This is a genomic window from Flavobacterium sp., from assembly GCF_043756175.1.
GTDB lineage: Bacteria > Bacteroidota > Bacteroidia > Flavobacteriales > Flavobacteriaceae > Flavobacterium.
Genome location: NZ_JAYURN010000144.1, coordinates 1 through 13004, shown reverse-complemented (window position 1 = coordinate 13004; position 13004 = coordinate 1). Strand labels below are relative to the sequence as shown.

Genomic DNA, 13004 nt, shown 5'->3' with positions numbered 1-13004 from the left:
AGTTTTATAGTTTTATTATTTAAAATTAGTGATTTTTTTACAAAAAGCATGCCTAAACTTAAAAATAAGCTCTCAATTGGATATTTCCCGTGTGAATTGTATTTGTTGTTTCGCTTTTTCTTCCCAAATAATTAATGTTAATATCTAAATATTCCGTCAAATTCTTTTGTAACAACAAGCGCCAAGTCATATTTTTTCCGGGTTGTAATCCTTCTAACATTTGGAAAGCAACTGGAGAAAATTCGTCACCAATAAATTTGTTATCAAACCATGAAAATTCGCCGTTTATAGTTAGTTTCTTTTCGCTTGAAAAACTAAACGAAGTCCCGAATTTGTTTTGTTTTAATGATTCGTTATCACCTAATTTATTGTCTTTGTTTTGCCTTTCATAAAAAACATCTAAACTCGCATTTTTAGAAAACAAATAAGAAATTTTTGGTTCTAATTGATTGCCTTTTATTTCGAAATTTCTACTCGCATAATTCTCGGAATTGTTACTGGTTTCAGATATTTTTCCAGACAAAGTAAACAACCAATATTTTTTTAGTAAATGATCATATTGCAGCTGATGCGATGCGTTTTTTGCTTCTTGTTCGCCCGAAGATTGCAAGTTTTTTAGTTTATTAGAAATAAAAGTATAGGTTACCGAATTATTTTGCTTACCTCGATTGTAAAATAAACTGTTGCGAATACTCGAATTTAATCCCAATAAATTTTGGCTATTTGTCGAAAATGGATTCAAATCGAAATTATCATTTTCTCGTTTTATTTTTCTCTCTATTAAGTAGGAAGATTGATTATAAAAATAAGACAACATTTTTTTAAATCCTGTAGAATTTTGCCATTGCGTTGGACTTAGAGTAAGCGATTGCGAAAATTTATTTTGATGCGTTTTGATGAAAATCTGATTAGGAAGAAATATTTTTACATATTTCGCTTGGTCTGGGAAAGGCGCGATTTCAAACTCTTCAATTTCCTGAATTCCGTTTCCATTATAATCATTCCAAGCATAAATTCCTTTTCCGGGATCTACTTCCAGAAAACTAAATTCTTGTTGCGGAATCGCTCCAGAAGTCGTTTCGTATGCTGTTGTAGATTGAATTAATTGATTAAAAAAACGATCATTATACAACAATCTAGAATTTAATGACGGTTCGCTACCACGAATTGGATCTTCAAATTTCAAGTTTCTGTAATTGACAAAAACTGATAAATCGCTTTTCTCCGTTTGAATTAATTTCGATTTTAAATAATAGGATTGTGATGTGTTTACACGTTTTAATATACCCAGTTGCAAACTATCATTTACACGTTTTAGATAACCCAATTCGACAAAAACTTTAGTCGAATCTCCTCTTCCTATAAGTGCTCCGTATTCAGAAAAACGTTGACTCAAATTAGAAAACTGATTGGTCAATTTTACTTTTTCTTGGTTATTTTCAAATCGAAAACTACCACCAATCCAATTTTTATTAAAATGATATTTTGTTTGTGTTTGGTTTCTAATAAACTTGGAAGTTGAAATATTCCCATCGCTGTTTAGAAAACTTCCATCGTTAGAAAATAACCAGTTTTTATGTTTAAAATAGCCCGAAATGACATGACGATTTCCTGAAAAACTTTCTGAGAAATCTAATTTTTCGAACTGATATTTCCAGTTAGATTTTCCTGCCAAAGAAAATAACAATCCTGATGTAACAAAACTCTGGTTTCCTAACGGATTTGATAAATTCCAATCACGGTCAAATTCGATAGTAAATAATCGTTCGATAGTTTTGAAATTTTTCTGAATAAGTTGATAATTTCCAAACACATCAACTTGCCATTTTTTGGATAACAATCGTTGTTTGAAGTTTAATTTTCCTGCTAAACCTTGATTGTCATTTTCATCAATTCCTGAAAAAAGATTTTTATCATTGTTGCTAATTCCAACTTCAAAATCGACAGTTGTTTTTTCGCTAGGATTATATTTTCCTAAAACAGTAGCAATTTGAATCTTTGTTGGGGCAATTAATCTAATTATTGGTTCGTAATTTCCTTGTGGAATTCCAGCAATTGGCGCAATATATTTGAAAACTCTTCCGTTTGTAATTGTGTTCGAAACAATATAATTCCCTTGATTATTACCCACAAAACTAAACTTTACACTATACAAAACATCGAGTGAATTAGTAGAATATTCAAAAGTTTCTATTAAACTTACCATTACTTTTTTGTACAAAATTTTGTTATCAGAATACACATCTAACACTGCCGAAGAAGCATTCATAGCATTTTGATTGTCACCAGCCATAACTAATATTTGAGCTTGTTCTGGCGATAAATTTTGTTGCAAAGATTGATTTTTCACATCGTTTTCAGAATATAAATAACCGCCTAAACTCCATTTTTCTTCTTCGTGATTTGCGCCAACATAAGTTACAAATCTCGTGTAATTCCTGTCCGAAAACTGATATTCAATCGTAATTCTCATTTCGGAAGTGATGGGAAAAAGTGAAGTGAAAATAATTTCTCCTGCATTATAATCGATGGTGTATTGATTGTTTTCGCCTCGTTTTAGTAAAATTCCATTTACATAAACTCGTTCTGAACCCGAAATTACCAGTATATACAATTCTCCATTTGGCCCTTTTAGTTTGTATGGCCCTTGATTTCCTTCTTGTCCTATAAAATTACTTTTTGCATATTGTCCGCGAACAATCGCTCCAGAGGCATAAATTTCGGTTTTCTTTTCAGGTGTTCCTAAAGTAAATTGGGCAGACAAACCTTGTACTTTTTTATTAAAATTCAGAAATCTAGATTTTCTGTTCTCTAAAAATAAATCTCCGGCACGAACGCTCCATTTGTCTGAAAAAAGTTCGATAAAAATCTGATCAAATTCGTCTAATTTTTGAGAATATCCACCTTCTTGTAATGGGATATTACTATCTTGAATAGAAGCTCTCAAACTTACTTTGTCTGATAATTTTCCTGTGATTTGAAGGTCTAAATTCGAATTTACTGATGTGTTTTGATTATTTCCAATAGTAATTCCTCGTGAGATACTTCCCGTAGTTGTAAGTCCCTCTAATGGTGTGAATTTTTTGAAACTATCATTAGAAACTTTGTATAAATTCCCCAGACCATTATCGTTATTTACAACTCGACTTTTGTCGTATATAGTGTATTCTTTAGTTAAATAATCTGGAAATTTTAAATAACGTACGGTTAGTGTATCGGAAGTTATGTAATTGTTTTTGAATGCTAATAAACCTTTAGAGAAGTTTACTTTGTAAAAACTAGTATCGATAGTTTCTCCTTTGGCATCAAGTAATTTAAAAAAACTAGCGTTTATACTTACGTTGTCTATTTGAATAGAATCTTTAGAAACAGTGATTTTTTTTGACTGATAAGGCGTATTGATTTCTTGAGCCAAAGAGTTTAGCGAAAAAAGTACAAGAAATTTAAATAGTAAAAAAAACTGCTTTTTAGACATATAGAAAAAACTCCAAAACATCAAAGATATTGTAATAAAAAGAAAAAAGCTATTTTAATATTTTGGAATTCTGTATAAATGCAATGGCTTATTTTAGTAGAGTAACATGACCTGATTTTGTGTGTTTTTTATCTACCGAAACCGTTACCGTACAAACCCCGCTAGAGCAACAACTAATTGAAGACGATACTGTTCTGGCTTTCACATTGCTTTTTACATTATATCCTGCTTTTCCTGCCGCCATTGAACTACTGCTACTACCACTATTAGACATTCCCCATGAAAAAGAGTAAATTTCAACACCGTCGTCATCTGAATCCTGATCTAAAACGTCTAGTGACAAATTACTTAATTGATAAGGCTTGTGTTGTCTTTTCCCTGATGATTGTCCCGTCGCAATATCTCTAGGTGATTTGATTTCTTTTGAGATTGATGCACTTGCTCTGGTCGGAGATTCTCTGACACTCATTGTTACAACTGTAGAAGCTGCCATTTCTTGCCAATCGTCTATAGCCATAGTCTTAGAAATCGTACAATCTCCTTTACCTGTCATTACGATTAATGGTTCTGAATCATTAGGAAAAACAATAGCACAAGTGCCATCTCCTGATTTACTTTCGTAAATTTTAATTCTATTATCTTGAGCAAAGACAATGATTTGACAAAAGACAAGTAAAAAAACAATTAATCTTAGTTTAAATAAATTTTTCATAATAATTAGTATTTAATTGTTATTATACAAATTTACTAATTACCAACATAAGTCTTTGTTTTTTAGCAAATTATAATTTAAATAATTACCCTCTAGTCATGATTTAGATCTTTTATCTACTCATTTTTTTTAGTAAAACTCTTTTATTTTTTTGTTTTTTATGATTGTAAAATGGTATTTTAGCCTAAATAAATTATGTTGAAATATGGTTTTCATTAAAAGATTATTTGAAAGAAGGATTTGGAGTAAAATATACAAGCAACGTCTCACTGAACCTTTACATTTAAATATTTTTAGCCTTTTTGTTTTTCTGTTTGGATCCTTTAGAAAAAAGGTAGAATATGACTTAATATTGAGACCCTATAATGCTTTTGGAATATTACAAGCTGCCGATAAAGCAAAAGAAATTGGTTTGAAAAAAATCACCATCATTGAATTTGGAGTTGCAAATGGTGCTGGATTAATGAACATGATTGAAATATCAAAAAAAGTAACCAAAACTACTGGTGTTGAAATTCAAATTTTCGGATTTGATACTGCCAAAGGAATGCCGAAACCTATCGACTACAGAGATCATCCTGAGTATTACAACACAGGTGACTACCCTATGAATAAAGAATTATTATTAGAAAAAATAAATGGAAAGGCAAAAATAATTTTTGGACCAATAAAAGAAAATCTAGATGATTTTAAAAAAGAAATATCTTTTGAGGCACCAATCGGATATATTTCTATTGATGTTGATTACTACAGCTCTACTAAAGATGTTTTTAAATTATTTGCTTTTGAAGCACAATATTTTTTGCCACTAACATATCTTTATTTTGACGATATTTCATTGCCGCATCATAACACAAAATGCGGAGAACTTTTAGCTATTAAAGAATTTAATAAAGAATTTGATTTGCGAAATATTGAATACCACCCTTTTTTTACAAACGAACGTCTTTTTAAAAATGCTGATTGGGTTAAACAAATATACTATTTTCACTTACTAGATCATGATTATAGATCTAACTTAATAAGAAACAGAGAAGTAAATATTCTAGACAATCCTTATTTAAAATTCGATGGAAACAAGAAAAAATTTAATTAATTATCTTTAAGAAAACCCTATTCCTTAGTAACGATTTGCATCGTTTCTCTACTCATTTGTTTTAGCAAAACGGTTTTATTTTTTTCGACCATTTGAAATGCTTTCTCGTCAAAATGTCTTATCGTATAAAGTGATACATTTTCGTTGTACGACAATTTGAACTTTTTAGATAATGTTTTCTTTAATTCATTAAAATTACCAAACTTATCTTCTAAACAAACTGAAAAACTAATTGCTGAGTTTTGAATTAAACTTACTTTTATCTTGTGCTGATGTAATAAACTAAAAATTTCGCTGATGTTTTCTTCCATGATAAATGAAAAATCTATTGATGAAAGTGATAACAATAATTGATTTTTTTTGACAATAAAACAAGGCATTTTCGGTTCTAAATCTTCTCCTTTAGATACACTTGTCCCAGGTAACATAGGATTTATAAAAGATTTTACATAAAGCGGAATTTCTTTTTTCTGCAATGGTTGTAAAGTTTTTGGATGAATGACACTGGCGCCATAAAAAGCCAATTCGATGGCTTCGCGATACGATATTTGATTAAGCAGAGTTGCATTCTCGAAATAACGCGGATCGGCATTCATCACACCAGGAACATCTTTCCAAATGGTTACGCTTTCGGCGTTAAGACAATAAGCGAAAATAGCCGCGGTATAATCCGAACCTTCTCGTCCTAATGTTGTGGTAAATCCGTTTTCGTCAGCACCAAGAAATCCTTGGGTAATAAATAGTGATTTTTTCTTAGCAATTTTCGAGATATTTTTTTGAGTAATTTCCCAATTTACCTCAGCATCACGATAAGTATTATCGGTTTTTATATACGAACGGACATCTAACCATTGTGTATTAATGTTTCTGAAATTCATATAATGACTCAGAATTGTGGTCGAAATAATTTCTCCGAAACTTACCACTTGATCATACACAAAATTATAATTAGGAGATTTGTTACTTCGCAAAAAATATTCTAAATCTGCAAAATGATCATTAACATCAAGGAAAACTTCGCTTTCCTCGTCTTCAAATAAATCTAACAGAATTTGATTGTGGTATTTTTTTACTTCTTGAACAGAAGCATTTAAATCTGGCGATTTATCAAAATAATTTTTAATTACTAATTCTAGAGCATTGGTTGTTTTTCCCATAGCCGAAACCACGAGCAGAACTTCTTCGTAACCTACTTTTTGTAAAACGTCGAAAACATTTTTTATACCATCGGCATCTTTTACAGATGCACCACCAAATTTGAATATTCTCATTTTTAGATTTCAGATTTTAGTCCCGAAAGCTTTCGGGATTAGATTTTAGATTTTAGATTTTAGATTTTTATCCTAAAATGCTAAAATCTATTGTTTATTTAGGTTCCTTTTTGCGTTAGGGATAGCAGTGGAAATCCCACGCTTTTTTGCGTGGATTGTAACGAATACCCCGACCCTTGTGGTAACGCCCAAATTTATTTATTTTTTTGCAAGAAAAGCATTTATTCCGGCTTCGTCCATATTGACAACGCGCCAATCTTCGAGTAATTTTGCGCCCGATTTGTTATAGAAATCTATGGCTGGTGTATTCCAGTCGAGCACATTCCATTCTATTCGGCGAACGTTGTCTTTTTTGCCTTGCTTCATAATTTCAGAATATAAAGCATATCCTGCACCTGTTCCTCGACTATTTTCTTTTACGATTAAATCTTCTAAATGAATGGTTCTGCCTTTCCAAGTAGAAAAACGGTAATAATACAATGCCATCCCTATAATTTCATCATCAACCTCAGCAATAAAGGTATAAAAAAGCGGCTTGTCGCTAAAACCATCTCGAACTAAATCATCGATTGTAAGAACAACAGCATCGGGTTCTTTTTCGAAAATAGCCAGCTCTTTTATTAAATCTAAAACAGCTGGCATATCTTCTTTTTGTCCTTTTCTAATAATCATGCCTTATTTTTTCTTTTTTACTGTAGTTTTTGCTTTAGCCTTTACAATTTTGACATACGTTTTATATAATCCGTCAGCTTGCGCTCTTGCTTTTGCATTTTCGGCTCTTTGTTTTGCATCAGGATGCGAGCTCATCATTCTTGTAATAAATGTTGAATCTGTTCCTTCGCTCATTTTTGCCAGAATAGAAAAAGCTGATTCGACTGCATTTACATTGTAACCGTTACGTTTCATAAAATCATACGAGTAAGTGTCGGCATCTGTTTCTTGTTGTCTGCTGTGACTATTGTTCATCAAAGCCTTACCAATATTCCCTATTTGACCTTCGGTTACCGCTGCGACCTTGTCCGATTGAGAACCAGCCGCATCTAAAAGCGCTTCTTTTTTGTATGCCGCTTTCACTGCATCTCTAGAGTCGTGATTGGCAACATGGCCTATTTCGTGACCTATTACGGCAAGAATTTCGTTGTCGTCCATGATGTCCATAAGGCCCGAAAACACTCGAACGCTTCCGTCGGCAGTGGCAAATGCATTTACATCTTTTAGTTTGTATACTTTGTAGTTAAGTACTAATCCGTTTTCGGTTTTGTGTTTGCCAAATAATTTGTTTAATCTAATTGTATAAGCGTCTTTTAGCCCTGCAACTGGATTTTCTTTGTCCATTTTATCAACCGCCTCTTTCGATAATTTTGCTGCATCTTCATCACTAAAAGTGAATCCTGCAATGCCTTTTTGCAAAGCACCTAAAGCTTTTTCTCCTAAATTTATTTGCGCATTTACATTAGAAAAGCTAAAAAAAGCAACAAATATTGTTAAAAACATCGATTTTGTATTCATGATTTTTGTGAATTTTATTTACAACAAATATAAAATAACTTTAGAATAATTTTATCTCTATCTACGTAATGTTTTCGAAAATTATAATCGATATTTGCATAAATAACTACATTAATCTAGAAATGGAAGAACGCAACAAAACATTAGGTGAGTTTATTATTGAAAATCAACAATCATTTCAGTACTCATCGGGAGAATTATCTCGAATCATCAATTCGATTAGGCTAGCCGCAAAGGTGGTAAACTATAAAGTAAACAAAGCAGGATTGGTAGATATTGTTGGTGCTGCAGGAGAACAAAACATTCAAGGTGAAGACCAACAAAAATTAGATGTTTATGCTAATGAGATTTTTATTCAGACCCTGATAAATCGCGAAATTGTTTGTGGAATTGCTTCCGAAGAAAATGACGATTTCATCACAGTTGCTGGCTCAGATAACAGTCATAATAATAAATATGTGGTTTTGATGGATCCACTTGATGGTTCTTCAAATATTGATGTTAATGTTTCTGTAGGAACAATTTTTTCTGTTTTTAGAAGAATTACACCTGTAGGAACTCCAGTAACTATTGAAGATTTCTTACAGCCAGGTATCAATCAAGTTGCTGCAGGTTATGTTATTTACGGCACTTCGACGATGTTGGTTTACACAACTGGCGATGGCGTAAACGGATTTACATTAAACCCAGCTATTGGAACTTTTTATCTTTCGCACCCAAACATGAAATACTCGAAAGATGGAAATATCTATTCGATGAATGAAGGGAATTATGTTCATTTTCCGCAAGGAGTGAAAAATTATATTAAATATTGCCAATCAGAAGAAGGTGATCGTCCTTATACTTCTAGATATATTGGAAGTTTGGTTTCCGATTTTCATAGAAATATGATAAAAGGTGGGATTTATATTTATCCAACTAGTTCGAAAGCACCAAAAGGAAAATTGCGTTTGCTTTACGAATGCAACCCTATGGCATTTATAGCCGAACAAGCTGGCGGAAAAGCTTCTGACGGTTATGGTCGCATTATGGAAGTGCAACCAACAGAATTACACCAACGTGTTCCTTTTTTCTGCGGTAGCTACAATATGGTCGAAAAAGCGGAAGAGTTTATGGCAAATGCCAAATAATTTTCTGAAATAATTATAAACGAAAAAACCCTTCATTTCTGAAGGGTTTTTTGTTGGCCCACAAGGACTCGAACCTTGAACGACTGCACCAAAAACAGTTGTGTTACCATTACACCATGGGCCAATAAGTGAACAATAATTCCTTATTGCGAGTGCAAATTTAGTACAATATTTATTTTCTGCAAGGTTTTAGTCAAAAAAAATTAAAATTTTATTTTTAACCTTTTGTTTAGATAAAAAAATAGTTTCTTTGTAAGGTAATAATTATACCAAAAATTTATGTCTTTCAATTTCAATAAATGGAATACAGCCCTTGGTTGGCTTACTTTTTTTATCGCCCTAATCGTTTATTCGCTTACTGTAGAACCTACTATGAGTTTTTGGGATTGTGGCGAATATATCGCAACGGCAGCAAATTTAGAAGTTGGTCATCCGCCGGGAGCGCCTTTATACCAAATGATTGGTGCGTTTTTCGCAATGTTCGCCTTAGACAAGCAACATATTGCCTTGATGGTCAATATGATGTCGGTTTTTTCGAGTGCTTTTACCATTTTGTTTTTGTTTTGGTCTACTTCAATTATTTTAAGAAAAGTAATTTCTGGATTTGCGGAACTGAACAAAACCAATTCTATTACAATTTTAGGAAGTGCTTTTGTAGGCGCTTTAGCATTCACTTTCTCTGATAGTTTCTGGTATAATGCGGTTGAAGCCGAAGTTTATGCAATGGCTACACTATTTATTTCACTTCTTTTTTGGCTCGGATTGCGCTGGGAAGAAGAAATGCACACCGAACGCGGTAACAAATGGCTGCTAATAATATCATTGGTAGTCGGATTGTCCTTTGGCGTTCATTTCATGGCATTATTAACCATTCCATCAATTGGTTTCTTATATTATTTTAAAAATTATAAAAACATTTCCGTAAAAAGTTTCATCATTGCCAATGTTGTGGTGGTAGCTGTTTTGCTTTTTATATTCAAATTATTATTACCTTGGACTATGGTTTTCTTTGGTACTGCCGAAGTATTTATGGTTAATAGTTTAGGATTGCCTTTCGATTCAGGAACCATCTTTGTTATCTTACTTCTTATTGCCTTGTTTTATTTTGGATTAAAATATACGCACGAAAAAGGCAAAGTGCTTTACAATACTTTAATTCTTTGTGTATTATTTATCATGCTAGGTTTTTCTACATGGATGATGTTGCCTATTCGTGCCAATGCAAATACACCTATTAACGAAAATAAACCCTCTGATGCTCGTGAGGTTTTAGCTTACTATAATCGGGAACAATATGGCGTGAATCCTTTGTTTTATGGCCCACAATTTTCGGATACTTATGCAGGATTAGATGAAGACAATCCGTACACCGACGAAAAGCCAAATTACGAGCGTGATTACAAAAAAGGCGAATATGTTATTGTAAATAATTACAAAAACGGAACTCAAAACAGCGATGACAATCACAAGACTATTCTACCAAGAATGTGGAGTACGGAGCATGCCGAAAATTATATGAAATTTACAAACGTGCTCAATTTTAGTATCAAGGAAGAATATTCCGAAGAACAAGAATTGACCGATATTGTGGCTGAATTTAGAGCATCATACTCTTCTGGAAAATTAGAAATAGAAGATTACGAACAATTCTTAAAAGCTTATGGCCAATATCTTAATATAGAAAAACCAACAACTATCGACAATTTAACCTTTATGGTTCAGTACCAATTTGGTTATATGTATTGGAGGTATTTGATGTGGAATTTCGTAGGCAGACAAAACGACAAGCAAGGAGAATACACCACTTTAGATGGGAACTGGATTAGCGGAATCAACTTTTTAGACGGCATTCGACTAGGTTCTCAAGAAAATCTCCCTGCAGAATGGCAAAACAATAAAGGACGAAATACTTATTTTTTCCTACCGTTTATCATCGGACTTATTGGTTTTTTCTTTCATCTAAAAAAAGACATCAAAGGTTTTTATATAGTCTTAGCCCTATTTTTGTTTACAGGAATAGCACTGAAAATATACCTTAACGAAAGACCTTTCGAACCTCGTGAACGAGATTATGCACTTGTAGGTTCCTTTTATGTTTTTGCCATTTGGATAGGAATTGGCGTATATGCCATTTTCGATTTTCTAAAAGCATTCATTAAACCTAAAATAGCTGCTCCAGTGGTCATTACTGCTTGCCTTTTTGCAGCACCAATACTTATGGCAACTCAAAATTGGGACGATCATGACCGTTCTGGAAAATGTACCGCAGTATCATCGGCGAGAGCCTATTTAGATTCTTGCGATAAAAACGCATTACTATTTACCATTGGAGACAATGACACTTTCCCAATCTGGTACTTACAAGAAATTGAAGGATACAGAACCGATGTGCGAATTGTAAACACCAGTTTACTAATGACCGATTGGTATATCGACCAAATGAAAGCCAAAGCATACGAATCGGAACCAGTTCCTATTTCGTTTTCACACAAAGATTATGTCGATGGAAAACGTGATTATTTGGTTTTTGATCAAAAAACCGAATCAAGACTCGATGTAAAAGAATTTTTCGATTTTGTTTCTAGCGATGACCCAAGAACCTTAATCGAAATGAAAAACGGTCAGATGATTCAATTTTATCCAAGTAATAAAATCAGGATTCCTGTCGATAAAAACAGAGTCATAGCAAATAAAGTGGTGAGTCCAAAATATAATGACTCGATTGTTCCTTATATTGATGTTGATATAAAAGGTGATGCTTTATACAAAAATCGATTGATGATGTTAGACATTGTGAGGAACAACAATTGGAAACGCCCTATATACTTCTCTCCAGGTGCTTTTGCAGACGACGATTATATCTGGATGAAAGAATACTTACAACTAAACGGAATGGTTTACAAACTAGTCCCTGTAAAAACACCAATAGATAAAGAAGCCTCTGGTTTTGATATGGGAAGCATCGATGCCGATAAAATGTATAACATCATGATGAAACTAGATTGGGGTAATGGCGAAAGCACAAAAATATACCACGATCCAGAAACCCGAAAAAACAGCATTTCGTACCGTACCAATTTAACAAGACTAATGAATCAACTCATTGCCGAAGGAAAAAATGAGAAAGCTAAAAAAATAATCGAATTAGCACTGACCAAACTTCCTTTAGATTATTATGAATTTTATAGTATGGTCGATCCTTTTGCCGATGGTTATTATAAACTAGGTGAAACGCAAAAAGCACGTACTTTGCTCAAACAATTAGAAGCAAAATACCAAGATGAACTTAAATATTTTAGCCAAACAAAATCTAGCGAACAAAACGAAAATGCTGTCGATATTATTACCAATATAGAAAGATACCGAGGATTGTTAGAAATTATGAAAAACAATAAAGACAATAATTTTTATAATACCGAAAAAGCGATTTTTAATAGCTACAACAAACGTTTCGAACGTTTTGGTAGAGATATGGAATAACATTTTTATTTTAGACCTAAGATTTCAGATTATTAGAAAAATGCAGTTGTTGTACAAAACAACTGCATTTTTTTGTAATATATTTATGTTGTGATAATTTTTATGAAAATAATTATTTTTCACAAGGTTATAATAATTTGACGAAAGAATATTTTTTTATCACAAAAAAGCTCCAAATAATTATGGTTGCTGCATATATCAGTATAAAATCTTTGTATCAAATAAAAGCTAGTTTGATGATTTATAATTTTTAAGTATATTTGGAGAGGAAATCGCTAAAGAGTAGCGACAATCTACCCAAATATGGGTGTATATGCGCTACTTTGTAGCG

At 32.5% G+C, this 13004-nt stretch carries 8 protein-coding genes and 1 tRNA gene; 3 read left to right on the top strand and 6 right to left on the bottom strand.

The annotated features are described in order from the left end of the window. Positions 1–58 precede the first annotated feature (58 nt). Entirely contained in the window at positions 59–3475 is a 3417-nt protein-coding gene (locus ACH2BP_RS11190) for a hypothetical protein (RefSeq protein ID WP_395059911.1), read from the bottom strand. 88 nt (positions 3476–3563) lie between these two features. After that, on the bottom strand, positions 3564–4187 hold the full coding sequence (locus ACH2BP_RS11185; protein ID WP_395059909.1) for a hypothetical protein: 624 nt from the start codon (positions 4185–4187) through the stop codon (positions 3564–3566). A 205-nt stretch (positions 4188–4392) separates the two neighbouring features. Between ACH2BP_RS11185 and ACH2BP_RS11180 the strand changes: the two genes are divergently transcribed. Then, positions 4393–5283, top strand: a complete 891-nt coding sequence (locus ACH2BP_RS11180) for a hypothetical protein (RefSeq protein ID WP_395059907.1) — start codon at positions 4393–4395, stop codon at positions 5281–5283. Between the two features lie 17 nt (positions 5284–5300). Here ACH2BP_RS11180 and ACH2BP_RS11175 read toward each other — a convergent pair whose 3' ends face one another. The 3 genes from ACH2BP_RS11175 to ACH2BP_RS11165 form a co-directional block, all read right to left on the bottom strand. Further along, entirely contained in the window at positions 5301–6554 is a 1254-nt protein-coding gene (locus ACH2BP_RS11175) for an aspartate kinase (RefSeq protein WP_395059905.1), read from the bottom strand. 198 nt (positions 6555–6752) lie between these two features. Next, positions 6753–7226, bottom strand: coding sequence for a GNAT family N-acetyltransferase (locus ACH2BP_RS11170; protein ID WP_395059903.1), 474 nt, complete (start codon positions 7224–7226; stop codon positions 6753–6755). 3 nt (positions 7227–7229) lie between these two features. Next, positions 7230–8063, bottom strand: a complete 834-nt coding sequence (locus tag ACH2BP_RS11165; protein WP_395059901.1) for a M48 family metalloprotease — start codon at positions 8061–8063, stop codon at positions 7230–7232. Positions 8064–8185: 122 nt separating this feature from the next. Here ACH2BP_RS11165 and fbp point away from each other — a divergent pair, with 122 nt between their 5' ends. Next, positions 8186–9193, top strand: a complete 1008-nt coding sequence (gene fbp / locus ACH2BP_RS11160) for a class 1 fructose-bisphosphatase (RefSeq protein WP_395059899.1) — start codon at positions 8186–8188, stop codon at positions 9191–9193. Between the two features lie 53 nt (positions 9194–9246). Here fbp and ACH2BP_RS11155 read toward each other — a convergent pair. Then, positions 9247–9317, bottom strand: a tRNA-Gln gene (locus tag ACH2BP_RS11155). Positions 9318–9472: 155 nt separating this feature from the next. Here ACH2BP_RS11155 and ACH2BP_RS11150 point away from each other — a divergent pair. Continuing rightward, complete coding sequence (locus ACH2BP_RS11150) at positions 9473–12673, top strand: protein O-mannosyl-transferase family (protein ID WP_395059897.1); 3201 nt, start codon at positions 9473–9475, stop codon at positions 12671–12673. The last annotated feature ends 331 nt before the right edge of the window (positions 12674–13004 follow it).

Excerpts from the sequence above, each read along its gene's own strand:
- ACH2BP_RS11150 (WP_395059897.1), top strand. The coding sequence starts at position 9,473 with ATGTCTTTCAATTTCAATAAATGGAATACAGCCCTTGGTTGGCTTACT.
- ACH2BP_RS11165 (WP_395059901.1), bottom strand. The coding sequence starts at position 8,063 with ATGAATACAAAATCGATGTTTTTAACAATATTTGTTGCTTTTTTTAGC.
- ACH2BP_RS11180 (WP_395059907.1), top strand. The coding sequence starts at position 4,393 with ATGGTTTTCATTAAAAGATTATTTGAAAGAAGGATTTGGAGTAAAATA.
- ACH2BP_RS11190 (WP_395059911.1), bottom strand. The coding sequence starts at position 3,475 with ATGTCTAAAAAGCAGTTTTTTTTACTATTTAAATTTCTTGTACTTTTT.
- ACH2BP_RS11175 (WP_395059905.1), bottom strand. The coding sequence starts at position 6,554 with ATGAGAATATTCAAATTTGGTGGTGCATCTGTAAAAGATGCCGATGGT.
- ACH2BP_RS11170 (WP_395059903.1), bottom strand. The coding sequence starts at position 7,226 with ATGATTATTAGAAAAGGACAAAAAGAAGATATGCCAGCTGTTTTAGAT.
- fbp (WP_395059899.1), top strand. The coding sequence starts at position 8,186 with ATGGAAGAACGCAACAAAACATTAGGTGAGTTTATTATTGAAAATCAA.
- ACH2BP_RS11185 (WP_395059909.1), bottom strand. The coding sequence starts at position 4,187 with ATGAAAAATTTATTTAAACTAAGATTAATTGTTTTTTTACTTGTCTTT.